Origin of the sequence: Actinoallomurus vinaceus, assembly GCF_039542055.1 — a bacterium.
Taxonomy (GTDB): domain Bacteria; phylum Actinomycetota; class Actinomycetes; order Streptosporangiales; family Streptosporangiaceae; genus Actinoallomurus; species Actinoallomurus vinaceus.
In genome coordinates, this window is the sequence record NZ_BAABHK010000002.1 from 79,308 (window position 1) to 102,170 (window position 22,863).

A 22,863-nucleotide genomic window follows, 5' to 3' on the forward strand; every position below is an offset into this window, starting at 1 on the left:
CTGCGCGGCGTCCAGAGCGCGCCTCGCCGCGTTGTCGTCGGTCGGCAGCCAACACCAGGCTGCCTCCCTCCTCCGCCTTGCGAGGCACACTCTGGACACCGCTCGCTACGAACAAGACCCACCGGACACCCCCTAGCCCGCCGGACGGCGGGCGTTTCCCATCAGAAACTGAAGCTCCGGATCGCCGCGTCGCCCGAGGCGGCCGCCGCCTGGAAGAACGCCACCAGCTCCCGGTGGAAGTGCCGCAGGTAGTCGGGGACGTCCTCGCGCCAGACCCAGGGGTAGATCTGCGCCTCGGTCATCTTCCGCGGGTCGTAGTGGCCGGCCAGCTCCTCGAACGGCGTCGCGCTCAGGGCCCGGGCGGCGTCGGCGACCATGCCGCCGTCCCAGCCGAGGAGCGTGCAGTCCGCATCGATGGGCAGGCCGTCGTCGTACAGATCGACGTTCACCTCGGCCGCGTCCAGCAGGAACTGGATACCGGCCCAGGCCTTGTCGAGGTCGCAGAACGGCAGGTCCGGATCGCACAGGTACCCCTCCGCCCACTCCGGGTCCGCGATCGCCCGGTCCAGCTCCTCCGGGGTCACCCGCGTGAACGACAGGACCATGCTCATGAGTCGACCGCTCCCCGGCCGGCCGGGCGGCAGGTGGCGGCCTGGTCGGCGAGGATGTCCTCGTACACCCCGACCTTGTGGTTGACCAGGTCGAGGCAGCGCGTGAGGTCGGCGATCTGGGCGGTCACCCGCTCCTGATGCCGGCGCATCAGCGCGAGCCGCTCCTTCTCGTTGCCGTCGCCTTCGCGGACCAGCTCGGTGTAGCGGCGGATCGCCGGCAACGGCATCCCGGAGGCGCGCAGGATGACGCAGACGGTCAGCCAGTCCACGTCGTCCTCGGTGTAGACCCGGCGTCCGCCCGGCCCGCGCCGGACCGGAGAGATGAAGAGGCCCTCACGCTCATAGAAGCGCAGCGCGTGCACACTCAGGCCCGTCCGTTCGGCGACCTGCCCGATCGTCAGGTCCGATGGGGTTTGCGGCATGCCGTCCAGCGTAGAGGCCGCCTCCGGTGGGACGGACCGGCGACCGGAGTTCGCGCCGGCCCAGTGGGTGGCGGCCGATCTGCCCCTCGTACGGGAGCGCGGCGCCGGTTCCACACCGGGCCGGCCACGCCTGAGCCGGCGCCCGGGGACTCGTACGCGGTGCCGTCAGCGGAAGTCGTCGGCGTGGTCGGCGGCCCACCGGCGCAGTGACCGCGGCGGGGCGCCGGTGACGTCCTGGACCGTGGAGGTCAGGACCGGCGGCGGGCCCGCGAGCATCGCGGCGTAACCGTCGAGCAGCACGTCGACGAACGAGTCCGGGAACGTCTCATCGTTCAGCAGGCGCCGGCGGGCCTGCTCGCGGGTCAGTTCCTCCCAGCGCAGCGGCCGGCCCAGGACCTCGCCGATGACCCGGACCTGCTCGGCCTGGGTGAGCACCTCGGGGCCGGTGAGGGTGTGGGTCGCGCCGTCGTGCCCGGGTCCGGTCAGGGCCCGGGCCGCGACCGCGGCCATGTCGGCCTCGTGGATCAGGGACATGGGGAGCGCGCCGTACGCGCCGCGGACGACGTCGCCGGCCCGGATCTGGTCCGCCCACCACAGTGTGTTGACGGCGAAGGTGCTCGGCCGCAGCACGGTGGACTCGATGCCGCAGCCGTGGACGAGCTTGTCCTGTTCCTCGAATGGCAGGTCGGGGACGCCGCCGGTGCCCAGGAAGACCACGCGGCGGGCCCGCGCGGCGATCAGGTCCAGCACGGCGGGCAGGTGCTCGCCGCTGTGCAGCGGCCACAGCAGGAAGACCGCGTCGATCCCGGCGAGGCACGCGTGGAGGGTGGCGGGGTCGGCCAGATCGCCGGGCACGACCTCGACGCCTGCCGGGAGGCGGGCGGCCCCCGGGTCGCGGGTGACCGCCCGTACGGCGTGGCCGGCCTCGCGCAGCAGGGTGACGATATGGCGGCCGACGTTCCCCGTGGCGGCGAAGACGAGGATGTTGGTGTCTGTCATGTCCCCGATCTCACCGCGAGGCCCCGGCGCCGCGACAGCGGGCGGGGCGACATCGCCGGAAACCGTCATCCGGCCGGTGTTCCGGGACGGTCGCCGTCAGTCCCGCGGGTGGCGTCAGGCCGCGAAGACCTGCGCGTCGTCGGCGAACGCCTTGAACTCCAGGGCGTTGCCCGCCGGGTCGAGCAGGAACATCGTCCACTGCTCCCCCGGCTGCCCTTCGAAGCGCACGTAGGGCTCGATGACGAACGCGGTTCCCGCCGCCCGGAACCGCTCGGCCAGCCGGTGGAACTCCGGGACGGTCAGGATGAGGCCGAAGTGGGGCACCGGGACGTCGTGCCCGTCGACCGGGTTGTGCGCCCGCTCGCGGCGGCCGGGCACCAGGTGGGTGACGAACTGGTGGCCGTGCAGGTTCCAGTCGATCCAGGTGTCGGCGCTGCGGCCCTGCGCGCAGCCGATGAGCTCGCCGTAGAAGGCGCGTGCGGCGGCGAGGTCGTCGACGGGCACGGCAAGGTGGAAGCGCGGGATCGGGGAGTCCAGGGTGCTCATGGGCGGTGCGTCCTTCCGGGCGAATCCGGCGTGAATTGTCGGAATGTTAACATTCGCTCATGAGTCCGGATGAGGCCGGGGTGCTGCGCCCGGCACGGCGGCGTGGCCTGGCCGACGAGGTCGCCGACCGCCTGCAGGATGCGATCTTCAGCGGGGTCTATCCCCCGGGCGCGCGGCTGCGGGAGGTGGAGCTGGCCGCGGCGCTGGGGGTCAGCCGCGGGCCGGTGCGGGAGGCGCTGCTGCGCCTGGAGCGTGAGGGCCTGGTCCGCAACGAGTGGCATCGCGGCGCCACGGTGCCGACCCTGTCGGCCCGCGACGCCGCCGAGCTGCACAGCCTGCGCGCCGTCCTGGAGGACCTGGCCGTACGGTGCGCGGTCGAGCGGGCCGCCGACGAGGACCTTGAGGCCGTGGCGGAGGTCGCCGAGCGGATGGCGCGGGCCGGTGACGCGCACGCGATGGTGCGGCTGGACATGGAGTTCCACGACGCCGTGTACGCCGCGGCGGGGCACCTGCGCCTGCGGGCGGCGTGGGAGGCGATCCGTTCTCAGGTGCACCTGTTCCTGTTGACGCGGATCGGCGTGAGCGAGCGGGATTACACCGGGCACATCCCCGACGAGCACGCGCGGCTGGCCGCGGCGCTGCGGGCGCGGGACGCCGAGACGGCGCTGCGGCTGTTCGCCGAGCACCGCCGGCACGCCTTCGACCTGCTCGCCGGCGAAGGCTGAGTGCTGCTCACCGAGGCGGAGACGCCTCGACGAGGGCCGGGGACAGGACGGCGGCCAGCAGTCCGGGGAAGCGTGACTCCAGGTCGTCGCGGCGCAGGCTGACCCGGCGCTGCCTGCCGTAGGGCTCGTTGCGGACCACTCCGGCCTCGCGCAGGGTCTTCAGGTGGTGCGACAGCGTCGATTTGGGGATCTCGCCGCCGACGGGATGGCAGGCCGCGACCTCGAGGGGACCCTCGGTGAGGCGGCAGGCGAGCTCCAGGCGCGCCGGGTCGCTGAGGGCGAACAGGACGTCGGTCAGGACCAGGTCCGCTGCGTCGGGATGGGGCATCTCCCGCGAGGATCCACTCATGGTTCGATAATAGTTGAACAGTTCGCCGGGCCGGGGTAGCCTCCAACAGTTCGATCTTAATGGAACGGTTCTGAGGAGCACCCGAATGGCCACCGTGCACGACCGCGCCCCGGCGACGGGCCGCACCACCGGCCGCCGCCTGCCGCGCACCGCCGGGTTCTGGCTGCTCGGCGGCGTCCTGCTCACCTTCATGGCCGCCGCCAGCGCCCCCTCCCCCCTCTACGTCGTGTACCAGTATGAGTGGCGGTTCTCGGCGACCACGCTCACGGCCGTGTTCGCCGTGTACGCCCTCGCCCTGCTGATCGCGTTGCTGACCGTCGGGGGCCTGTCCGACTTCGTCGGCCGCCGGCCCGTCCTGGTCCTCGCGCTCCTGGCCGAGACGGCGGCGATGACCCTGTTCCTGACGGCCGGCGGCGTCGGGACGCTCCTGGCGGCCCGCACCCTGCAGGGTCTGGCGACCGGCGCGGCGACCGGCGCCATCAGCGCCGGGCTGGTCGACCTTCAGCCGGGCACCCGGCTGGGGCCGCTGGTCAACAGCGTGGCGCCCACCCTGGGCCTGGCCGCCGGCGCCCTGGGCAGCGGGGCGCTGGTCCAGTACGCCCCCGCGCCGACCACCCTGGTGTTCGCCCTGCTCACGGCGGCGTTCCTGCTGCTGGCCGCCGCGGTGGCGTTCCTGCCGGAACTCGTCTCGCCGCGCCCGGGCGCGCTGGCCTCGCTGCGCCCGCGGGTGGCGATCCCGGCCGGGGCTCGCGCACCGTTCCTGGCAGCCCTGCCCTGCCTGATCGCGACCTGGGCGATGGGCGGGCTCTACCTGTCCCTGGGCGGCTCCCTGAGCGCCGGGGTCCTGCACGTGCGCAGCCACCTGATCGGGGGTCTGGTCGTCAGCGCCCTCACCGGCGCGGGCGCCGTGGCCTCGACGCTGCTCCGCGACCGGACGCCGCAGCGGGTCATGATCGCAGGATCGGCCGCGCTCGCCGCCGGGACCGGCCTGACCCTCCTGGCGCTGGCCCTCACCTCCACCCCGCTGTTCTTCCTCGGCACGGCCGTCGCCGGCTGCGGGTTCGGCGCCGCCTTCCTCGGGGCGTTCCGTTCCCTGGCCGCCCTGGCGGGCCCGGCCCAGCGGGCGGAACTGTTCGCCGCGGTGTACGTGGTCAGCTACCTCGCCTTCAGCGTGCCCGCCGTCCTGGCGGGCCTCGCCGTCCCCTCCCTCGGCCTGCGCGCGACCGCGACCGTGTACGGGGCGATCGTCATCGCGCTGGCCCTGACGGCCGCGCTGTCCGGGGCCGCGCGCGCCCGGACCGCCCGGTCGGCGGCACCGGTGACGGCCGCCGCCCCCTGCCCCGCGGGGAGCCGCCCCGCCGCCGGCTGACCGGCGTCACGGGAGCGGCGTCACGGGAGCGGCGTATTCCCCGCACCACCGGCGGGTGGACGTTCGCGGTCACCGCAGCCGACATCTCGTCCGAGCCCCTGCCCGCGCTGCCGAGCGCGCGGGACGGCCCACGGCAGGCAGGCGCCTACGGCCGCCCGGGTGCGTCGTCCGGTCGCGGCCGGGTGACCGGCGTCGCCGGAGCGGCCGGGCGCTCACGGCCGCCGGGGCGACGGGTTACGGCCGCGGCCGAACGACGCCCCTGCCTGCGGCGGGTGCGTCGTCCGGCCATCACGACGGGCACCGTCCAGAACGCCGCGTCCGGGGGTGAGCGCCGCCGCCGCGGTCGTGCGCCCGGCCGTTCCCGCGACGACCACGGGCACGACGGGCCGGGCGATGCCCCACGAGGAGCCGAAGAACGCGAACCACCGGGGCCGGTCCTCCTCCGGCGCGACATCGGCGATCATCGCCGGCCAGCGTCCCAGCAGCAGGCTGCCGGTCGCCGTCCAGGCGAGGTAGGCCGCCACGGTCACCGCGAGGCCGTGGCCGACCGCCATGAGCAGGGCGAGCAGGCCCAGCAGCGCCGAGCCCGCCCCCAGGACCACCGTGTGCGCGCGACGTTCCAGCCGTCCACGCGCCAGGTGCGCGATGAGCGGGGCCGGCAGGGCCGCGCCCGTCATGGCCAGGCCGGGAAGCCAGTGTGGCGCGCCGCGCTGCAGGAGGATCAGCGGCAGGAACATCACGACCGCCAGGTGGCCGTAGGCGAAGGCCGTGCCCGCGACGGTCGAGCGCAGCAGCAGCAGCGGCGGCCGACGCGGCCTCCGGTGCCGTACGGTGGCGGCCGGGCGCGGTGGCCCGCCGCCGGGGAGCGCGACGGTCGACGCCGCGGCCGCCAGGCAGGTCGCCGCGTCGGCGACCATGAGCCACCGCACGCCCAGGGGGAGCAGGACCGCGGCCAGCAGGCCGCCCACCGCCCCTGCCGCCGCGAGCGAGGTGCCCAGCAGCGCGTAGGCGTTGTGGCGCTGCCCGTCCGCGGTCACCCGGGCCAGCAGCTCCTGGCTCGCGGGCTCGTGGATCTCGAACGCCAGCCCGACCAGCGCGGTCGCGGCCAGCGTCTGCGCCGGCGTGCGGGCGGCCGCCAGCACCAGCAGCGCGGCCCCGGTCGCCGACAGTCCCAGCGCCACGGTCGCGCGCGGACTCAGCCGATCGAGCAGCAGCCCTCCGCTCCACCGCGAGATCAGGGCGGCGGCCCCGAAGACGGCCAGCGCCGCCGGCGCGAGCCGCGGGCCGGCCAGCACGGCCAGGAACGCCAGCGCATAGGCCCCCAGCTGGTTGAGGATCCGGACGCCGACCAGCGCCTTCACCGCGCGCGGCAATGCCTCCGCCACCGGCCCCCCGTCCTCATACTCGACCGCGCGGCATCCTGCCATGGGCCACCGACACACGGCGCGCCCGTACCCAGGGAGGGAACCTCGGGCGCGAACCGGATTCGGTCCTGCTCCGAGGGACGGGAAAGCGAATGCCGCTCGCGGGTGATACCGATGTGACCGCCATCCGCGCCATGGAAAGGCACCACATGACAGGGGATCCCCCGCCCGACCCGGTCGAGCGGTTCGATGAGGTCTTCGACGCCTATTTCGCCGAGATCCATCGATACGCGGCCAAACGGCTCGGCCCGGACGCCGCCGCCGACGTCGCGGCGCAGACGTTCTTGGAGGCGTTCCGGCAGCGTCGGCGCTATGACCCGATTCGGGCGAGCGTGCGCACCTGGCTGTACGGCATCGCGACCAGGGTGGCCGGCAAGCACCAGCGGGCCGAGACGCGTGCGCTGCGGGCACACGCCCGGGTAGGCCCGGGCCGGGGCGCCGACGAGCACACCGACCGGGTCGATTCGCGGGTCAGCGCCCAGGGACTTCGCGGCGAGCTCGCCGGGGCGATCGCGGCGCTGCCGCGCGGGCAGCGCGACGTGCTGCTGCTCGTCGCCCTGGCCGACCTCAGCCACGAGGAGGTCGCGGCGGCGCTGGGGATCTCCTATGGCACGGTCGGCTCCCGGCTGAACCGTGCCCGAACCAAGCTGCGTAAGGCGTTGGGCGGGACCAATCCGATGCTCACTTTGGAGGAACAGCATGGATGAGGTGCGGATGGTCCGGGACTTCTACCCCGAGCCCGGTCCGCCCACCGCCCGGGAGATCGCCCGGGCGAAGGCACTGCTGAGCGAGCCGCCGCGCCGTACGCTGCTCCGGCTGCGGTGGGGGCTGGGCGGCGGCCTGGTCGCGGTCGGAGCGGCGACGGCCGTGGCGATCGCGCTCGCCGGAGGGAACACGACCGGCGGGGGGACCACGCCCGCGCCGCCCGGCCGGGTGAACCTGGACGCCAGGGCGGTCCTGGCAGCGGCGGAGAAGGCCGAACAGCAGCCGACCGGCAACTACTGGCACATCGACGTGGTCCAGGGCCAGTCCTACATCATGCGCCCCAGCACCGGGACGTACGCGATCACCGCTGCGGCGGACGAGACGTTCAACTGGTCCGGCGCGAAACCCGGTATGGGAGAGGCCTACTACGGCCGCGACCTGCCGGCCCACCCGCTGACCAAGCAGGATGCGGCGCTGTGGCGCAAGGCCGGGTCACCGTCGAGCTTCCGCGTCTGGTCCAACGACCACTACTACACCTACCCCGCCAAGGCGACGAAGTGGAGCGCGAGCGGTCCGAACGTCGGCATCGACCCTCATGGCGGCGGGGATTACATGGGCAAGTCGGTGAAGGACCTGCAGAACCTGCCGACCGACCCGGCCAAACTCGCCGCGATGTTCCTGAGCGAGACGGAGATGGATAAGGCGCTGGGCCGCCGACCGGGGAGGAAGCTGTCGCCCGAAATGGAACAACGCCTCCGGCAGGCCGCGCCCAAACTAAAGATCCAGAAGGTGGCGGGGATCTTGAGCGGCCCGGTCCAGCCCAAGGCACGGGCCGGCCTGATGCGGGCGCTGGCCGCCCAGCCGGGCATCCACGCCATCGGCCACGACACCGATCCGCTGGGCCGCCGGGGCATCGCACTGGCCTCGGACGACAGCGGCGCGACGGCCACCGGCGAGTACGGCGCGCCAAAGGCCGAGCAGGGGACCTACCGCTGGCGCGTAGTGATCGTCTTCGATGAGCACACCGGCGCGGTGCTGTCCCGGCAGGACGAGCTGACCCAGCCCGGCGGCCCGTACTCGGAGATGAAGCCGGGCTTCGTCATCGAGTACCAGGCCTATCGCTCGACGGGCTGGACCGACGCCAAGCCCACCCCCTCGGCCGAGCTGCCGTCGTTCGGCTGACCCTTCGGCCGGGTTCGGGCGCCGTACTCGACGGCGTCCGAACCCGGCCGATCGGCGGTGCCCGTCAGACGAGGGCCGTGTACAGGTCGTGGGTCCGGCGGGCGATGTGGGACCAGGAGAAGTGCTCGATCGCCCGCCGGCGGCCCGCCTTGCCCATCGCCGCGGCGCGTTCGGGGTCGGCGACGAGGGCGCCGACGCGTTCGGCGAGGTCGGCGACGAAGCGGTCGGGTTCGACGGGGGTGCCGGTGCCGTCGGCGGCCTGCTCGATCGGCACGAGCAGCCCCGTCTCGCCGTCGGCGACGACCTCGGGGATGCCGCCGGTGGCGGTCGCGACGACCGCGGCCTCGCAGGCCATGGCCTCCAGGTTGACGATGCCCATCGGCTCGTACACCGACGGGCAGACGAACACGCTCGCGTGGCTGAGGATCTGCACGACCTCCGGGCGGGGCAGCATCCGGGTGATCCACACGATCCCGTCGCGTTCGGCGCGCAGCGCGTCGACGAGCCCTTCGACCTCCGCGGAGATCTCCGGGGTGTCGGGGGCGCCGGCGCACAGCACGAGCTGGGCGGCCGGGTCGAAGGACCGGGCGGCCCGCAGCAGGTAGGGCAGCCCCTTCTGGCGGGTGATGCGGCCGACGAACACCACGGAGGGGCGATCGGGGTCGATGCCGTGCCGGGTGAGGACGTCGGTGCCGTGGTCGGGGGCGTACTCGTCGGTGTCGATGCCGTTGTGCAGGACGGTGACCCGGCCGGGGTCGATGTCGGGATAGCAGGTGAGCACGTCGCGGCGCATGCCCTCCGACACCGCGACGATCGCGTCGGCGGCCAGCAGGGCGGTGCGCTCGGCCCAGGAGGAGATGGCGTAGCCGCCGCCGAGCTGCTCGGCCTTCCAGGGCCGGAGCGGCTCGAGGCTGTGGGTGGTGACCACGTGCGGGATGCCGTGCAGCAGCTTGGCGATGTGACCGGCGAGGTTGGCGTACCAGGTGTGGCTGTGCACCAGGTCCGCTCCCCCGGCTCCGGCGGCGATCTCCAGGTCGACGCCGAGGGTCTGCAGTGCCGCGTTGGCCTGCTCGAGTGCCCCGGGGATCCGGTAGCCGGTCACGCCGGGCTCGGCCCGCTCGCCGCCGAAGCAGTGGACGCGCAGGTCGCACAGGCGGCGGAGTTCGCGGGCCAGATGCTCGACGTGCACGCCGGCTCCCCCGTAGACGTCCGGCGGGTATTCACGGGTGAGCAGATCGACGCGCATGCCCGGCAGCGTATGCGAAATCTGCCCGCTCGTCCTGTTTTAATGCTGGTGAGGAGGCTAGGGTCCTCGACATGGCGAGACCTCATGTCCTGGCGATGGTTCTGGCGGGCGGCGAGGGGAAGCGGCTGATGCCGCTGACGGCGGACCGGGCCAAGCCTGCCGTCCCCTTCGGCGGAATGTACCGGCTGGTCGACTTCGTCCTGTCCAACCTGGCGAACGCCGGGTACCTCAAGATCGTCGTGCTCACCCAGTACAAGAGCCACAGCCTTGACCGGCACGTCTCGCGCACGTGGCGGATGTCGACCCTCCTGGGCAACTACGTGACGCCCGTCCCGGCCCAGCAGCGCCTGGGGCCGCGGTGGTTCGCCGGCTCGGCCGACGCGATCCTGCAGAACTTCAACCTCATCGAGGACGAGCGGCCCGACCACGTCATCGTCTTCGGCGCCGACCACATCTACCGGATGGACCCGCGGCAGATGGTGGACCAGCACATCGCGTCCGGCGCCGGGGTCACCGTCGCCGCGATCCGCCAGCCGCTGGCGCTCGCCGACCAGTTCGGGGTGATCGAGACCGGGCCCGACGGCGCCACCATCTCGGCGTTCCGGGAGAAGCCCAAGGACGCGGTCGGCCTGCCCGACGCGCCCGACCAGGTCTACGCCTCCATGGGCAACTACGTCTTCGACACCCAGGTGCTGATCGACGTGGTGAAGGAGGACGCGGCCGACGTGTCCAGCAAGCACGACGTCGGCGGCAACATCATCCCCCGGCTCGTCAAGGCCGGCCGCGCGCAGGTGTACGACTTCGCCGACAACGAGGTGCCCGGCTCCACCGACCGCGACCGCGGCTACTGGCGCGACGTGGGGACCCTGGACGCCTTCTACGAGGCCCACATGGACCTGATCTCGGTCCACCCGGTCTTCAACCTCTACAACCGCGACTGGCCGATCTACACCGGCCACGACCCGCTGCCGCCGGCCAAGTTCGTCTTCAACGAGGAGGGCCGGCGCGGCTACGCGACCGACTCGATCGTCTCCCCCGGCGCCATCCTCGCGGGCGGGATGGCCGAGCGTTCCATCCTGTCGCCCGGCGTCCAACTGGACGCCGGCGCGGCCGTCCACGACTCGGTGCTGATGGACTTCGTACGGGTCGGGCGCGGCGCCGTCGTCCGGAACGCCATCATCGACAAGAACGTCGTCATCCCCGACGGCGCGCGGATCGGCGTCGATGAGGACTACGACCGGGCGCACTTCACCGTCACCGAGAGCGGCGTCCGGGTCCTGGGCAAGAACCAGGTCGTGCCGCACTGACGGCCCGCGGGCCCGGCGTTCAGGTCTGGGACGCCGGGTCCTCGGTCATGAACTCCGTGATCAGGTCCGCCGGGTTGGCCGCCGCGGTGAGCGCGAACATCGCGTCGGGGTCGAACATGTCGTAGAGGATCACCGGCAGCGGTCGCCCGAGGGCCGTGACGATGTGCCCGCCGGTGTGGAGGTGCCGCGCCACGTCGACGCACAGCTCGTGGAATCGCCGGCCGAGCAGCTCATCGCGTTCGTTGATCTCCTCGTCGGTCAGCTCGTCGTCTTCGTACCACAGGCCCTGGGCCGCTGCCTCACGCCGATGCGCCTGCGCGCCGGCCGGGTCGTGGTCGGGGTCGTGACCGACGACGCGGACGCCCTCCAGCCCGGACGGCGGGAAGTAGGCGTAGCTCCAGCGGACCTCCCATGCCTCCGATGGGCTCGCTGTCGCCGACAGGCGCCGCACCTCGCCGTCGGTGTTGTAGCCGATCGCCAGGTAGGGGAACCGGGGATCCTGATCGACGCTGTCGATCCGGAACGTGACGGTGTAGATGTCGGGCACCGCCTCCGGCGGGAACTCCGCCAGGGCGCGCGCGGCGGCCCGCTCGATGTGCTGCCGGAACGTCTCCACTGTTCTCCTCGCCTCCCGTGGCGGGATCCTAGTTCCCTTCGGGGCGCAGGGCGGCCAGCTGCTCCTCGAACGGCACGACGGACTCGGCCGCGGGTGCGGCGGCCGGGCGGTCACGCATCAGCGCGGCCAGCTCGCCCGCCGCGCGGGTGACCCGGGCCGCCAGGTCGCCGGTGCGGGTGTCGCCGGCCGAGCCCCAGTCCTCCGACGCCGCGTACACCGCGGTGGGGACCACGATCGCGCGCAGGTAGGCGAACAGCGGCCGCAGCGCGTGCTCGAGGGCCAGCGAGTGGCGGGCGGTGCCGCCGGTCGCGGCGATCAGGACCGGTGTGCCCGCGAGGGCATCGGGGTCGAGCACGTCGAAGAAGGACTTGAACAGGCCGCTGTAGGACGCCGAGAAGATCGGGCTGACCGCGATCAGGCCGTCCGCGGCGGTGACCGCCTCGATCGCGGCGCGCAGCCGGGCGCCGGGGAACCCGGTGACCAGGTTCGAGGCGATGTCGGTGGCCAGGTCGCGCAGCTCGAGCACGGTGACCTGCACCGGGCGCGTGTCCTCGGCCAGGTGCTCGCGGGCCGCCTCGGCCAGGCGGTCGGCCAGCAGGCGGGTGGAGGAGGGCGTGCTCAGGCCGGCCGAGACGGCCACGAGGCTCAGCGGGCTCACTTGGCCGCCAGGGTCTCGGCGCCGCGCGCGGCGAGCAGCGAGGCGTGGGTGGGGGCGTCGGGGACCTCGGCGGGCCGGTTCGCGGCGAACTCGCGACGAAGGACCGGGATGACCTCCTCGCCCAGCAGGTCCAGTTGCTCCAGCACGGTCTTGAGCGGGAGCCCGGCGTGGTCGATGAGGAACAGCTGGCGCTGGTAGTCGCCGAAGTGCTCGCGGAAGGTCAGGGTCTTGTCGATGACCTGCTGCGGGCTGCCGACCGTCAGCGGCGTCTCGTCCATGAACTCCTCCAGCGACGGGCCGTGCCCGTAGACGGGGGCGTTGTCGAAGTACGGGCGGAACTCCCGTACGGCGTCCTGGGAGTTCTTGCGCATGAACACCTGCCCGCCCAGGCCGACGATCGCCTGCTCCGGCGTGCCGTGGCCGTAGTGGGCGTACCGCTCCCGGTACACGCCGATCAGCCGCTGGAAGTGCTCCTTGGGCCAGAAGATGTTGTTGGCGAAGAACCCGTCGCCGTAGTAGGCGGCCTGCTCGGCGATCTCCGGGCTGCGGATCGAGCCGTGCCACACGAACGGCGGGACGCCGTCCAGCGGCCGAGGCGCGGAGGTGAAGCCCTGCAGCGGGGTGCGGAAGCGGCCCTTCCAGTCGACCACGTCCTCACGCCAGAGCCGGTGCAGCAGCGCGTAGTTCTCGATGGCCAGGGGGATGCCCTTGCGGATGTCCTGGCCGAACCACGGGTAGACCGGCCCGGTGTTGCCGCGGCCCAGCATCAGGTCGACGCGGCCGCCGGCCAGGTGCTGCAGCATCGCGAAGTCCTCGGCGATCTTCACCGGGTCGTTCGTGGTGATCAGCGTCGTGGCGGTCGACAGGATCAGCCGCTCGGTCCGCGCCGCGATGTACCCGAGCATCGTCGTGGGCGAGGAGGGGACGAACGGCGGGTTGTGGTGCTCACCGGTGGCGAACACGTCCAGGCCCACCTCCTCGGCCTTCAGCGCGATCGCCACCATCGCCTCGATCCGCTCATGCTCACTCGGCGTCCTGCCGGTGGTCGGATCGGGCGTGACGTCACCGACGGTGAAGATCCCGAACTGCATGGCACACCCTTCGTGATTGAAAGTTCAACTATAGCGGCCAACGTACGGGCCCGGTCGTCGATTCCCCGGCGCTGGGCGCTCAGAGGACGGGGCCGATGCGGACCGCCCGCATCTCCTCCTCGGTCGCGGCTCCCCCGCAGTGCGCGCAGACCGTCGCGGGATGGAACTCGGCGCCGCAGGAGTGCCGCCAGACGGTGGGCGGCGGGCCATCGGTGACGTACCGGTCGCCCCACTCCATCAGGTTGAGCAGGATGGGCTGGAGTGCGCGGCCCGCCTCGGTGGGCACGTACTCATAGCGCGGCGGGTGCTCCTCGTACCGCCGTTTCTCCAGCACGCCGGCCTCGACCAGCGTGCGGAGCCGCGCGGCGAGGATGTCGCGGCTGGCCCCGGTGTTGCGGGCGATCTGGTCGAACCGCCGCTCGCCGAGCAGGATCTCGCGCAGGACGAGCAGGCTCCACCGCTCGCCGATCACCGCCAGCGCGTTGGCGATGGAACACACACGGCCGCGTGCGGCCACCGGGCTCCCCTCCTCGATCCGTCGCGGACCTCTCGCGATCTCGCGGGTCCCAACGTACCGTGCCGCGTCGCGAGTGGGTTGTGAAATCCAACTTTGCACGATATACCCGTGAGTAGGGTTCTGAAGCGACTGAGGGGACACCTCCATGAACGACGCTGTGATCGTCGATGCGGTCCGGACGCCGATCGGCAAGGGCAAGCCGGGCGGCGCCCTGTCGGGGATGCACCCCGTCGACCTGCACGCCCACGCGATCCGGTCCCTCATCGAGCGGGCCGGCATCGACCCGGCCGCCGTGGACGACGTGATCAGCGGGGCGGTCGGCCAGATCGGCGAGCAGAGCGGCAACACCGCGCGGTGGGCCGCGCTGGCGGCCGGCCTCCCGGAGTCGGTGCCCGCCGTGACGGTGGACCGCCAGTGCGGCAGCAGCCAGCAGGCGATCCACTTCGCCGCCCAGGGCGTGATCAGCGGCGCCTACGACGTCGTCATCGCCTCCGGAGTGGAGTCGATGAGCCGGGTTCCGATCGGCAGCCAGACGGCCGGCCGCGACTTCCTCGGCCCGGGCGTCGCCGAGCGCTACCCGGACGGCCTCGTGCCGCAGGGGATCAGCGCGGAGCTGATCGCCCAGCGCTGGGCGCTGTCCCGCGAACGGCTCGACGACTTCGCCGCCGAGAGCCACCACCGCGCCGCCCGGACCTGGGCGGACGGCCGGTTCGCCGCCGAGGTCTCCCCCGTCAAGGCGCCGTCGGCCGACGGCGCCCTCGTGACCGTCACCCAGGACGAATCGGTGCGCCCGAGCACGTCGCCGCAGGTCCTGGCCGGGCTGCGGCCGGCGTTCCGCGCCGACGTCTGGGAGGATCGCTTCCCGCAGATCGACTGGCGGATCACCGCGGGCAACTCCTCACCGGTCAACGACGGCGCCGCCGCCGTGCTCATCACCAGCGGCGAGACCGCCCGACGGCTCGGGCTGCGGCCCCGCGCGCGGCTGCACACCTTCGCCGTGGTCGGCGACGACCCCCTGCTCATGCTCACCGGCATCATCCCGGCGACGCGCAAGGTCCTCGACCGCGCGGGCCTGACGCTGGGCGACATCGACGCGTTCGAGGTCAACGAGGCCTTCACCAGCGTCGTGCTCGCCTGGCTGGCCGAGACCGGCGCCGACCCGGCCAAGGTCAACGTCAACGGCGGCGCCACCGCCATCGGGCACCCCCTCGGCGCCAGCGGCGCCCGCCTGATGACCACCCTGCTGTCGGTCCTCGAACAGCGCGGCGGCAGGTACGGCCTGCAGACGATGTGCGAGGCCGGCGGCCTCGCCAACGCGACCATCGTCGAACGTCTCTGAACGGACCCCGTTCCGGGAGGGACACCGTCCCCGCGTGCGCGGGCGGTGTCCCCGATCCTGGACAATGAAGGGTCCGTACCCGGTGCCGCGGGGATGCCGGCGCCGCTTCGAGCAGGAGACCACGCCGTTGCCGCAGGATCACCAGACGCATGGCGTCGACCGCGCGGACCTGCGGGCCGACTGCGGCCGGTGCCAGGGGCTGTGCTGCGTGGCGCTGCCCTTCTCGGCGTCGGCCGGCTTCGCGATCGACAAGGAGGCCGGGCGGCCCTGCCCGAACCTGCGCGGCGACTTCCGCTGCGGCATCCACACCGACCTGAGGGCGAAGGGCTTCTCCGGCTGCACCGTCTTCGACTGCTTCGGCGCCGGGCAGCAGGTCTCCCAGGTCACCTTCGCGGGCCGGGACTGGCGGGAGACGCCGGGCGTCGCCCGGGAGATGTTCGCGGTCTTCGCCGTCATGCGGCAGCTGCACGAGATCCTGTGGTACCTCACCGAGGCGCTGACCCTCCCCCAGGCCCGCCCGATCCACGACGAGCTGCGCGAGGTTCTGGAGGACACCGGGCGCCTCACCCGCGCCGGCGCCCGGGAACTCGCCGAGCTGGACGTGGCCGCGCACCGCGCCCGGGTCAACCCGCTCCTGCTGCGCGTCGGCGAGCTCGTACGGGCCGGCGTGCCGGGCCGCCCGAAGAACCGCCGGGGCGCCGACCTCATCGGCGCCCGGCTCAAGGGCGCGGACCTGCGCGGAGCCGATCTGCGCGGGGCCTACCTCATCGCGGCCGACCTCAGGAACGCCGACCTGCGCGCGGCCGACCTGATCGGCGCGGACCTGCGCGACGCCGACCTGCGCGGAGCGGACCTGACCGGCGCCATCTTCCTCACCCAGGCGCAGGTCAATGCCGCCCGCGGCGACGCCGCGACCAGGCTGCCGGCCGCGCTCACCCGCCCCGCCCACTGGTGACGCGCGTCCCTTTTCCCGGGCGAATAGCGGCTGTTAGTGCTTCCACGCCGGCGGCGTGATGGTTTTTCCGCGATGAGGGGCGGCTTTTGTTCGCGGGTCGGTTCGCTGTGCGAATTTCAGCCCATCGCCGCGGTGGCGCGGGCGGGCCACCCGGGTGACCTGAGGTACCGTGCCCGCCTCGTCCCGGGGTTCATGACCGTGGCGGCTGCCGTATTCTGGCGGGGTGGCAAAGCCCGATGGTGAACGCATGGGTGTCGTCGCCGCATTGGTGCGTTCCTCTTTTCTCGTGAATGCCGTGTACGCCGAGGCGGCCCGGGATTACGGGCTGACCGCGCAGCAGGGGCAGCTGCTGTGCGTGCTGATGCCCGGGCCGTACGGCATGACCGAGCTGGGCCGGACGCTGGGGCTGGCCAAGTCGAGCCTGACCGGCCTGGTGGACCGGACCATGCAGCGCGGCCTGGTACGGCGCGAGCCCGATCCGGAGGACGGGCGCGCGGTCCGCGTCGCGCTGACCGACGAGGGCGGTGAGGTCGTGGAGAAGTTCTACGCCGAGACCTGCCGCCGGGTGGACGCGCTGCCGGCGGGACTGCCGGAGTCCGACCGCGAGACGCTCGCGGAGCTGCTCGGCCGCGTCGTGTTCGCGAACAAGGTGCCGGTGGTCTTCGCGGAGGCCGACGAGGCGGCCACCGCCGCGCGCGAGCGCTGAGCGGCCACCCCACAATGGCCTGATGGCCGACTCCAGTACGGGCAAGGCGGACGGGTCCAAGACACCCGGGTCGGACTTCCTCCAGCTGCGCATCGAGGAGGCCCCCGCGGGCGGCCGCTCCGACTGGCTCGCCGAACGGCTACGGCACGCGATCGCGGACGGCCGGTTGCCGGTGGGCGGCAGGCTCCCGGCCACGCGGTCGCTGGCCGCCGACCTCGGCGTCTCGCGCGGGGTGGTCACCGAGGCCTACCAGCGTCTGATCGAGGAGGGCCGCCTCGCCGGACGGGGCCGCGCCGGCACCGTCGTCGTCGCCGCTCCGCCCCCGGCACCGGCGCGGATCCCGGTGCCCGCCCGCCCGGAGCCGGCGGGCGCGGTGTTCGCGACCCCGCCGCGCGGGGACGTCTTCGACGCCGTACGCGCCGCGCCCGCCCGGATCGACCTGTCGCCCGGTGTCCCGGACCTGGCCGCGTTCCCGCGCACCGCCTGGCTGCGTGCCGAGCGCGCCGCACTCGCCGACCTGCCGACGGCCGACCTGGGATACGGCGACCCGCGAGGAACGCCCGCGCTCCGCCGCGCCGTCGCCGACCGGCTCGCCCGTACGCGCGGGATCAGGACGGACCCGGACGAGGTGACCATCGTGTCGGGCACCGCCCAGGCGCTCGGCCTGTTCGCGCAGGTGCTGCGGGACGACGGGATCGGCGCGGTGGCGGTGGAGGACCCCGGGTCCCTGGGCGCGCGCCAGCACCTGCGTCACTGGGGGCTCGACACGCCGCCGGTCCCGGTCGACTCGGCCGGAATCCGCGTCGACGACCTGCGCGCCCAGACCGCCCCGGCCGTCCTGGTCACCCCGGCCCACCAGTTCCCGACCGGAGTGGTGCTCGGCGGGGAACGACGCCGCCGGCTCACGGACTGGGCGCAGGCCGGCGGGCTCGTCCTCGAGGACGACTACGACGCCGAGCACCGCTACGACCGGCCCCCGGTGCCGGCACTGCGGTCGATGCTCCCCGACCGCGTCTGCTACGCCGGGAGCGTCTCCAAGCTTCTGGCCCCGGCGCTGCGCGTCGGCTGGATCCTCGCCCCGCGGGCGTACCGGGACGCGCTGGTGGAGGCCAAGCGGTACGCCGATCTCGGCAACGCCCTGCTGCCCCAGCTGGTGCTGGCCCGCCTCATGGAATCGGGCGCGATGGACCGCCACCTGCGCCTGGCCCGCAGGCACCACCGGCACCGCCGCGACACGATGATCGAGGCGATCGGGACGCACCTGCCGGGCGCGACCGTGCACGGCGCCGCCGCGGGCCTGCACCTGTTGATCACCTTCGCGGCCGGGTTCGCCGACACCGAGCTCGCCGCCGAGGCGCTCGCGCGCGGGGTGAAGGTCCAGCCGCTGTCCTGGCACCGCATGCGCCCGGGCCGGCCGGGTCTCGTGCTGGGCTATGCCGCGAGCAGGCCGGCCGACATCGCCGAGGGCGTGGCGGTTCTCGGCGACACCCTGCGCGGCCTGCTCCGCGGCCGGGGGTGATGCGATGGTCGCCGAGATCAGCGCGCACGGCACGGCCGGACTTCCTGCCGACCTCGCCCGGCACGACGCGCGAGGACGGCCCGGCCCTCCGACGGCCGGTCGTGCGGCCGCGTTTCGAGCGGCGTTCCCACGACCGCCCTGTCATACGGGCGTGTCGCGGCCGTCCTGTCACATGGGCGCGATCCGATCCGTCATCGCTACGACGAGACGCGACATGAGGACGTGAGCGGATGGACGAACGCGAGTTCCTGGCCGGCCGGTTCGAGGCGCACCGTACCCATTTGAGGGCGGTCGCCTACCGGATGCTCGGCTCCCTGGCCGAGGCCGACGACGCCGTTCAGGAGGCGTGGCTGAAGCTGAGCCGCGCCGACGTCGGCGACGTGGAGAACCTGGGCGGCTGGCTGACCACGGTCGTCGGGCGGGTCTGTCTCGACATGCTCCGGACGCGCGGTGCCCGGCGTGAGGAGCCTCTCGAGGCGCGCCTGCCCGACCCGGTGGTCAGCCCCGCCGCCGGGGTCGACCCCGAGCAGGAGGCGCTGGTGGCCGACTCGGTCGGGCTCGCGCTGCTGGTGGTGCTGCAGTCGCTCGGGCCCGCCGAGCGCCTGGCGTTCGTGTTGCACGACATGTTCGGGGTGCCGTTCGAGGAGATCGCCCCGATCGTGGGCCGCTCCCCCGCCGCGGCCCGGCAGCTGGCCAGCCGTGCCCGCCGCCGGGTCCAGGGCGCGGCCCCCGTCCCCGATCCCGACCTGACGCGCCAGCGCGAGGTCGTCGACGCCTTCCTCGCCGCCGCGCGCGACGGCGACTTCGACGCGCTGGTCGCCGTGCTGCACCCCGACGTGGTGCTGCGCACCGACCGCGGCGCCGTCCCGGGCGGACGGGCGGAGCTGCGCGGTGTACGGGACGTCTCCGGGCAGATGGCCACCTTCCACCGGGCCGCCAGTTCGTACGCCACGCGGCCGGCCCTGATCAACGGCGCCGCGGGTGTCGTCGCCCTCGCCGACGGGCGGCCGACGTCGGTCCTGAGCTTCACGATCGCCAATGGCGTGATCGCCGCGATCGACATCCTCGCCGACCCCGAGCGCCTGGCCCGGCTCGACGTCACGGTGCTGGACGGCTGAGGCGGGCGACCAGTTCCTGAATGTGGGATATTCTCCCGGATATGGGAATTCCCTCGTCGACAGTCACACCCGAAGAAGTGGACGCTCGGCTGGCGGCCCGTCTCGCGGAGCTGCGGGCCGAGCGCGGCTGGTCACTGGACGAACTGGCGCGGCGCACCGGGGTGAGCCGCTCCACGCTGTCGCGCCTGGAACACGGCGAGATCAGCCCGACCGCCGCCCTCCTGAACAAGCTGTGCGCCGCCTACGAGCGCACCATGTCGCGCCTGCTGGCCGAGGTCGAGTCCGAGCCCCCGCAGCTCGTCCGCGCCGGCGACCAGGCCCTGTGGCGCGACGAGGCGTCGGGCTTCCTGCGGCGCTCGGTGTCGCCCCCGCACGCGGGCCTGCGCGGGGAGGTCGTCGAGGGCGTCCTGCGCCCGGGCGCGGACATCTCCTATGACGGGCCGTCCGTGCCCGGGCTGGAGCAGCACATCTGGGTGCTCGACGGAGCCCTGCGGGTGGACGCGAACGGCCACAGCCACGAGGTCCGCGCGGGCGACTGCCTGCGGTTCCGGCTGTGGGGCCGCTCGCGGTTCCGCTGCGCCGGCCCCGGCCCGGTCCGCTACGCCCTGGTGGTGGTGCTGCCGTGATCACCCGACTGTCCCCCGCCGCGTTCGCCGCCGCCGTGACGGATCTGGCGGAACTGCTCGCCGACGTCGTCTCCGACGGCCACTCCCTCGGCTTCCTCACCCCGTTCGACCGGAGCGAGGCGGTCGCCTGGTGGGAGGCGCGAGGCCCCGCCGTGGCCGACGGCAGCCTCCTCGTCTGGGTCTCGCGCGGCCCGCGCGGCGTCGACGGGACGGTCGGCCTCGCCCTGGAACCGAAACCCAACGGCCGGCACCGCGCCGAGGTCGTCAAACTGATGGTCCGCCGGGACGCGCGCGGCCGGGGCCTGGGCCGGGCACTGCTCACCACCGCCGAACGGGCGGCCGCGCAGGCCGGTGCGACCCTCCTGCTCCTGGACACCGAGACCGGCAGCGCCGCCGAGGATCTCTACCACGCCACCGGCTGGATCCGGTACGGGATCGTCCCCGACTACGCCGCCGACCCGGCCGGCGCGCTCCGCGACTGCAGCTTCTTCTACAAGCGCGTCGGCTGACCCGGCCTCATCCGGCGGCGCCGGAGTCCTGGCGAAGCGCCCGGAAGAACGCCCGGACGTCGGCGACCAGCAGGTCGGGCTCCTCCATGGCGGGGAAGTGCCCGCCGCGGTCGTACTCCGTCCAGCGCACGATGGCGTTCGTCCGCTCCGCGATGTGCCGCAGGAAGATGAAGTTCTCCTCGGGGAACACCGCCAGGGCGGTCGGCGCGCCCGACGGCTCGGGCGGGTCGCCCCAGTAGTCGGCGTGCGCCCGCTCGTAGTAGACGCGGGCCGAGGAGCCGGCGGTCCCGGTCAGCCAGTACAGCATCACGTTGGTGAGCAGCAGGTCCCGGTCCACGGCGTCCTCCGGGCGGTCCCGGGAGTCGGTCCACTCCTTGAACTTCTCCACGATCCAGGCCAGCTGCCCGACCGGGGAGTCGGTCAGCGCGTAGGCGAGGGTCTGGGGGCGCGTGGACTGGATCGCGGCGTAGCCGGCTCCGTCGCGCGCCCAGTCGCGGTACCGCTGCCAGGAGGCGAGCGTGCGTTCGCGTTCGGCCGGGCTCAGCGCCGCCAGCTCGGCCGCGTCCGGTTCGCTGGTCGCGCCCGAGTCCGGGATCAGGTTCAGGTGGACGCCGATGATGTGGTCGGGGCGGATCCGGCCGAGTTCGCGGGAGATGGCCGCGCCCCAGTCGCCGCCCTGCGCGCCGTAGCGCTGGTAGCCGAGGCGTTCCATCAGTTCGGCGAAGGCGGCCGCGATCCGCTGGTACTCCCAGCCGGTCCGGCGTGTCGGCCCGGACAGGCCGAAGCCGGGGATGCTGGGGATCACCAGGTGGAACGCGTCGGCCGGATCGCCGCCGTGGGCTCGCGGGTCCGACAACGGGCCGGCGACCTCGGTGAACTCCACGATCGAGCCCGGCCAGCCATGGGTGATGATCAGCGGGACCGCGTCCGGCTCCGGGGAGCGGATGTGGGCGAAGTGGAGGTCGGCTCCGTCGATCGTGGTGGTGAACTGCGGCCAGGTGTTCAGCCGGGCCTCAGCGGCCCGCCAGTCGTACTCGTGCCGCCAGTACCGTACGAGCTCCCGCAGGTAGTCACGCGGGACGCCGTACGCCCAGCCCACTCCGGGCAGCTCGTCCGGCCACCGGGTGCGGTCCAGGCGCGCGTGCAGGTCGTCCAGGTCGGCCTGCGGGATGTCGATGCGGTACGGGCGGATGGTCCGGTCGGCCAATGCGATCATTCACTCTCTCTCGAGACGTCGGGCCGGTGCTCGGTGGAGCGCCGTGCCCGCAGCGCCCGCACCTTCTGGCGGTTGCCGCAGTGCTCCATGGAACACCATCGGCGGCGGCCCGGGCGTGAGGTGTCGACGTAGATCAGCGAGCAGTTGTCCGAGGCGCACGTCCGGATGCGCTCGGCGAACGGGCCGGTCAGCAGCTCCACGGCGTCGCGGGCGACCGTGGCGATCAGCCGCGCGCCGTCGGCGGGCCCTGCCCAGCGGCGCTCACCGTCCGGTCCGACGGCGGGCGCCAGCGGCGGGCGGGCGGCGGCCTCGTTGACGGTGTCCAGATCCTCCGGCGCGGGCGGTTCGCCGCGCGTGCGGGCGATGGCGATCCGGAACAGCGCGTCGCGCAGCAGCCGCGCGTCCGTGACCTCCTCCGGGGTGATCTCCAGGGCGGGCGTCGGAGTCAGCCGTGACCGGGCCGCCCAGGCGGCCAGGTCGGCGGGCTCGTGCAGCACCTCGTATCTGCGGAACTCACCAGGTCCACCGGTGGTCAGCAGCTCCAGGCACAGCGCTCCGGGGTCGAACCGGAAGACGACCCCGGAATGGGAGCGCAGGACGAGTCCGGGGGTTGCCGACGAATCCATGTAACCAATATAAGTGGTTACATGGCTTTGCACTGGAAGCTGGTCATCGACAGCAACGACGCTCCCGCGCTGGCGGACTTCTGGGCCGCCGCGCTCGGATACGAGGTGGAGGACCCCGGGGCGCTCATCGACCACCTGCTGGCGGCCGGCCACCTCGGCGAGGACGCGGTGATCGAGCACCGTGGCCGGCGGATGTTCCGCGGGTTCGCCGCGATCCGCCATCCGGAGGACCCCTTCGACGCGACCAGCGGGATCGGCCAGGGGCGCCGCCTGCTGTTCCAGGACGTGCCCGAGCGAAAGGACGGCAAGAACCGCCTGCACATCGACGTCCACGCCGGGCCCGGAGGGCTCGAGGCGCTGGTGGCCCGGCTGGAGACCCTGGGCGCCACGCCCGTACAGGAGGTGGACAAGGGACCGGCCGGGCACTGGTGGATCATGCGGGACCCGGAGGGCAACGAGTTCTGCGCCGCGTAGCCTGAGAC

Annotated in this window: 26 protein-coding genes; 13 read left to right on the forward strand and 13 right to left on the reverse strand. The window is 73.4% G+C overall.

Features of this window, described 5'->3' with window-relative positions; translation table 11 throughout:
- Positions 1-161 precede the first annotated feature (161 nt).
- The 4 genes from ABEA24_RS06365 to ABEA24_RS06380 form a co-directional block, all read right to left on the reverse strand.
- On the reverse strand, positions 162-611 hold the full coding sequence (locus ABEA24_RS06365) for a YfbM family protein (RefSeq protein WP_345429709.1): 450 nt from the start codon (positions 609-611) through the stop codon (positions 162-164).
- A complete protein-coding gene (locus ABEA24_RS06370) occupies positions 608-1,033 on the reverse strand; it encodes a MerR family transcriptional regulator (RefSeq protein ID WP_345429710.1) in 426 nt (141 codons plus the stop codon). Before ABEA24_RS06370 ends, ABEA24_RS06365 begins: the two co-directional genes overlap by 4 nt.
- A gap of 165 nt (positions 1,034-1,198) precedes the next feature.
- Positions 1,199-2,032 carry an NmrA family NAD(P)-binding protein gene (locus tag ABEA24_RS06375; RefSeq protein ID WP_345429711.1) on the reverse strand — a complete coding sequence of 278 codons (834 nt, stop codon included), beginning with the start codon at positions 2,030-2,032 and terminating at the stop codon, positions 1,199-1,201.
- Between the two features lie 114 nt (positions 2,033-2,146).
- Positions 2,147-2,578 carry a VOC family protein gene (locus ABEA24_RS06380; protein WP_345429712.1) on the reverse strand — a complete coding sequence of 144 codons (432 nt, stop codon included), beginning with the start codon at positions 2,576-2,578 and terminating at the stop codon, positions 2,147-2,149.
- Between the two features lie 59 nt (positions 2,579-2,637).
- Here ABEA24_RS06380 and ABEA24_RS06385 point away from each other — a divergent pair, with 59 nt between their 5' ends.
- Entirely contained in the window at positions 2,638-3,303 is a 666-nt protein-coding gene (locus tag ABEA24_RS06385) for a GntR family transcriptional regulator (protein ID WP_345429713.1), read from the forward strand.
- Between the two features lie 7 nt (positions 3,304-3,310).
- Here the strand turns inward: ABEA24_RS06385 and ABEA24_RS06390 are convergent, their stop codons facing one another.
- Positions 3,311-3,652 carry an ArsR/SmtB family transcription factor gene (locus ABEA24_RS06390; RefSeq protein ID WP_345429714.1) on the reverse strand — a complete coding sequence of 114 codons (342 nt, stop codon included), beginning with the start codon at positions 3,650-3,652 and terminating at the stop codon, positions 3,311-3,313.
- Between the two features lie 85 nt (positions 3,653-3,737).
- Between ABEA24_RS06390 and ABEA24_RS06395 the strand changes: the two genes are divergently transcribed.
- Positions 3,738-5,021, forward strand: coding sequence for an MFS transporter (locus tag ABEA24_RS06395; protein WP_345429715.1), 1,284 nt, complete (start codon positions 3,738-3,740; stop codon positions 5,019-5,021).
- Between the two features lie 212 nt (positions 5,022-5,233).
- Here the strand turns inward: ABEA24_RS06395 and ABEA24_RS06400 are convergent, their stop codons facing one another.
- A complete protein-coding gene (locus ABEA24_RS06400; RefSeq protein WP_345429716.1) occupies positions 5,234-6,406 on the reverse strand; it encodes an MFS transporter in 1,173 nt (390 codons plus the stop codon).
- A gap of 188 nt (positions 6,407-6,594) precedes the next feature.
- Between ABEA24_RS06400 and ABEA24_RS06405 the strand changes: the two genes are divergently transcribed.
- A complete protein-coding gene (locus ABEA24_RS06405) occupies positions 6,595-7,152 on the forward strand; it encodes an RNA polymerase sigma factor (RefSeq protein ID WP_345429717.1) in 558 nt (185 codons plus the stop codon).
- On the forward strand, positions 7,145-8,332 hold the full coding sequence (locus tag ABEA24_RS06410; protein ID WP_345429718.1) for a hypothetical protein: 1,188 nt from the start codon (positions 7,145-7,147) through the stop codon (positions 8,330-8,332). Before ABEA24_RS06405 ends, ABEA24_RS06410 begins: the two co-directional genes overlap by 8 nt.
- Before the next feature lie 64 nt (positions 8,333-8,396).
- On the opposite strand, the gene glgA is transcribed toward ABEA24_RS06410, so the two are convergent.
- Complete coding sequence (gene glgA, locus ABEA24_RS06415; RefSeq protein WP_345429719.1) at positions 8,397-9,578, reverse strand: glycogen synthase; 1,182 nt, start codon at positions 9,576-9,578, stop codon at positions 8,397-8,399.
- Positions 9,579-9,649: 71 nt separating this feature from the next.
- Between glgA and glgC the strand changes: the two genes are divergently transcribed.
- Positions 9,650-10,885, forward strand: coding sequence for a glucose-1-phosphate adenylyltransferase (gene glgC / locus ABEA24_RS06420; RefSeq protein WP_345429720.1), 1,236 nt, complete (start codon positions 9,650-9,652; stop codon positions 10,883-10,885).
- 19 nt (positions 10,886-10,904) lie between these two features.
- Here glgC and ABEA24_RS06425 read toward each other — a convergent pair whose 3' ends face one another.
- The 4 genes from ABEA24_RS06425 to ABEA24_RS06440 all read right to left on the reverse strand — a co-directional run bounded on the left by ABEA24_RS06425 (position 10,905) and on the right by ABEA24_RS06440 (position 13,767).
- Positions 10,905-11,501 (reverse strand): hypothetical protein, encoded by a 597-nt coding sequence (locus ABEA24_RS06425; RefSeq protein WP_345429721.1) that lies wholly within the window; start codon positions 11,499-11,501, stop codon positions 10,905-10,907.
- A 28-nt stretch (positions 11,502-11,529) separates the two neighbouring features.
- On the reverse strand, positions 11,530-12,159 hold the full coding sequence (locus ABEA24_RS06430) for an FMN reductase (protein ID WP_345429722.1): 630 nt from the start codon (positions 12,157-12,159) through the stop codon (positions 11,530-11,532).
- Positions 12,156-13,250 (reverse strand): LLM class flavin-dependent oxidoreductase, encoded by a 1,095-nt coding sequence (locus tag ABEA24_RS06435; protein WP_345429723.1) that lies wholly within the window; start codon positions 13,248-13,250, stop codon positions 12,156-12,158. The genes ABEA24_RS06430 and ABEA24_RS06435 overlap by 4 nt, the downstream gene beginning before the upstream one ends.
- Before the next feature lie 79 nt (positions 13,251-13,329).
- On the reverse strand, positions 13,330-13,767 hold the full coding sequence (locus ABEA24_RS06440) for a winged helix-turn-helix transcriptional regulator (protein ID WP_345429724.1): 438 nt from the start codon (positions 13,765-13,767) through the stop codon (positions 13,330-13,332).
- 145 nt (positions 13,768-13,912) lie between these two features.
- On the opposite strand from ABEA24_RS06440, the gene ABEA24_RS06445 reads away from it, so the two are divergent.
- The 7 genes from ABEA24_RS06445 (at position 13,913) to ABEA24_RS06475 (ending at position 20,539) form a co-directional block, all read left to right on the forward strand.
- Entirely contained in the window at positions 13,913-15,106 is a 1,194-nt protein-coding gene (locus ABEA24_RS06445) for a thiolase family protein (RefSeq protein ID WP_345429725.1), read from the forward strand.
- Positions 15,107-15,170: 64 nt separating this feature from the next.
- Complete coding sequence (locus tag ABEA24_RS06450; protein WP_345429726.1) at positions 15,171-16,061, forward strand: pentapeptide repeat-containing protein; 891 nt, start codon at positions 15,171-15,173, stop codon at positions 16,059-16,061.
- Positions 16,062-16,284: 223 nt separating this feature from the next.
- Positions 16,285-16,767, forward strand: coding sequence for a MarR family winged helix-turn-helix transcriptional regulator (locus tag ABEA24_RS06455; RefSeq protein ID WP_345429727.1), 483 nt, complete (start codon positions 16,285-16,287; stop codon positions 16,765-16,767).
- Between the two features lie 22 nt (positions 16,768-16,789).
- Positions 16,790-18,286, forward strand: a complete 1,497-nt coding sequence (gene pdxR, locus ABEA24_RS06460) for a MocR-like pyridoxine biosynthesis transcription factor PdxR (protein WP_345429728.1) — start codon at positions 16,790-16,792, stop codon at positions 18,284-18,286.
- A gap of 230 nt (positions 18,287-18,516) precedes the next feature.
- Positions 18,517-19,404 carry a sigma-70 family RNA polymerase sigma factor gene (locus ABEA24_RS06465; protein WP_345429729.1) on the forward strand — a complete coding sequence of 296 codons (888 nt, stop codon included), beginning with the start codon at positions 18,517-18,519 and terminating at the stop codon, positions 19,402-19,404.
- Between the two features lie 41 nt (positions 19,405-19,445).
- Positions 19,446-20,030 carry a helix-turn-helix domain-containing protein gene (locus ABEA24_RS06470; RefSeq protein ID WP_345429730.1) on the forward strand — a complete coding sequence of 195 codons (585 nt, stop codon included), beginning with the start codon at positions 19,446-19,448 and terminating at the stop codon, positions 20,028-20,030.
- Positions 20,027-20,539, forward strand: coding sequence for a GNAT family N-acetyltransferase (locus ABEA24_RS06475; protein ID WP_345429731.1), 513 nt, complete (start codon positions 20,027-20,029; stop codon positions 20,537-20,539). Before ABEA24_RS06470 ends, ABEA24_RS06475 begins: the two co-directional genes overlap by 4 nt.
- Before the next feature lie 7 nt (positions 20,540-20,546).
- Here ABEA24_RS06475 and ABEA24_RS06480 read toward each other — a convergent pair whose 3' ends face one another.
- Both ABEA24_RS06480 and ABEA24_RS06485 read right to left on the reverse strand, forming a co-directional pair.
- On the reverse strand, positions 20,547-21,755 hold the full coding sequence (locus tag ABEA24_RS06480; RefSeq protein ID WP_345429732.1) for an epoxide hydrolase family protein: 1,209 nt from the start codon (positions 21,753-21,755) through the stop codon (positions 20,547-20,549).
- The gene (locus tag ABEA24_RS06485; RefSeq protein ID WP_345429733.1) at positions 21,752-22,381 is read right to left on the reverse strand and encodes a CGNR zinc finger domain-containing protein; all 630 of its coding nucleotides are present in this window, start codon (positions 22,379-22,381) and stop codon (positions 21,752-21,754) included. The genes ABEA24_RS06480 and ABEA24_RS06485 overlap by 4 nt, the downstream gene beginning before the upstream one ends.
- A gap of 21 nt (positions 22,382-22,402) precedes the next feature.
- On the opposite strand from ABEA24_RS06485, the gene ABEA24_RS06490 reads away from it, so the two are divergent.
- Positions 22,403-22,855: a VOC family protein gene (locus tag ABEA24_RS06490; RefSeq protein ID WP_345429734.1), complete on the forward strand. Its 453-nt coding sequence runs from the start codon at positions 22,403-22,405 to the stop codon at positions 22,853-22,855.
- Positions 22,856-22,863: the final 8 nt, after the last annotated feature.

What these genes read in the sequence shown, in the direction of transcription:
- ABEA24_RS06380 (WP_345429712.1), bottom strand. Translation starts at nt 2,578, where the DNA reads ATGAGCACCCTGGACTCCCCGATCCCGCGCTTCCACCTTGCCGTGCCC.
- ABEA24_RS06435 (WP_345429723.1), bottom strand. Translation starts at nt 13,250, where the DNA reads ATGCAGTTCGGGATCTTCACCGTCGGTGACGTCACGCCCGATCCGACC.
- ABEA24_RS06445 (WP_345429725.1), top strand. Translation starts at nt 13,913, where the DNA reads ATGAACGACGCTGTGATCGTCGATGCGGTCCGGACGCCGATCGGCAAG.
- ABEA24_RS06450 (WP_345429726.1), top strand. Translation starts at nt 15,171, where the DNA reads ATGAAGGGTCCGTACCCGGTGCCGCGGGGATGCCGGCGCCGCTTCGAG.
- ABEA24_RS06485 (WP_345429733.1), bottom strand. Translation starts at nt 22,381, where the DNA reads ATGGATTCGTCGGCAACCCCCGGACTCGTCCTGCGCTCCCATTCCGGG.
- ABEA24_RS06465 (WP_345429729.1), top strand. Translation starts at nt 18,517, where the DNA reads ATGGACGAACGCGAGTTCCTGGCCGGCCGGTTCGAGGCGCACCGTACC.
- glgA (WP_345429719.1), bottom strand. Translation starts at nt 9,578, where the DNA reads ATGCGCGTCGATCTGCTCACCCGTGAATACCCGCCGGACGTCTACGGG.
- glgC (WP_345429720.1), top strand. Translation starts at nt 9,650, where the DNA reads ATGGCGAGACCTCATGTCCTGGCGATGGTTCTGGCGGGCGGCGAGGGG.
- ABEA24_RS06375 (WP_345429711.1), bottom strand. Translation starts at nt 2,032, where the DNA reads ATGACAGACACCAACATCCTCGTCTTCGCCGCCACGGGGAACGTCGGC.
- ABEA24_RS06470 (WP_345429730.1), top strand. Translation starts at nt 19,446, where the DNA reads ATGGGAATTCCCTCGTCGACAGTCACACCCGAAGAAGTGGACGCTCGG.
- pdxR (WP_345429728.1), top strand. Translation starts at nt 16,790, where the DNA reads ATGGCCGACTCCAGTACGGGCAAGGCGGACGGGTCCAAGACACCCGGG.
- ABEA24_RS06390 (WP_345429714.1), bottom strand. Translation starts at nt 3,652, where the DNA reads ATGAGTGGATCCTCGCGGGAGATGCCCCATCCCGACGCAGCGGACCTG.
- ABEA24_RS06365 (WP_345429709.1), bottom strand. Translation starts at nt 611, where the DNA reads ATGAGCATGGTCCTGTCGTTCACGCGGGTGACCCCGGAGGAGCTGGAC.
- ABEA24_RS06370 (WP_345429710.1), bottom strand. Translation starts at nt 1,033, where the DNA reads ATGCCGCAAACCCCATCGGACCTGACGATCGGGCAGGTCGCCGAACGG.
- ABEA24_RS06395 (WP_345429715.1), top strand. Translation starts at nt 3,738, where the DNA reads ATGGCCACCGTGCACGACCGCGCCCCGGCGACGGGCCGCACCACCGGC.
- ABEA24_RS06410 (WP_345429718.1), top strand. Translation starts at nt 7,145, where the DNA reads ATGGATGAGGTGCGGATGGTCCGGGACTTCTACCCCGAGCCCGGTCCG.
- ABEA24_RS06405 (WP_345429717.1), top strand. Translation starts at nt 6,595, where the DNA reads ATGACAGGGGATCCCCCGCCCGACCCGGTCGAGCGGTTCGATGAGGTC.
- ABEA24_RS06385 (WP_345429713.1), top strand. Translation starts at nt 2,638, where the DNA reads ATGAGTCCGGATGAGGCCGGGGTGCTGCGCCCGGCACGGCGGCGTGGC.
- ABEA24_RS06490 (WP_345429734.1), top strand. Translation starts at nt 22,403, where the DNA reads ATGGCTTTGCACTGGAAGCTGGTCATCGACAGCAACGACGCTCCCGCG.
- ABEA24_RS06480 (WP_345429732.1), bottom strand. Translation starts at nt 21,755, where the DNA reads ATGATCGCATTGGCCGACCGGACCATCCGCCCGTACCGCATCGACATC.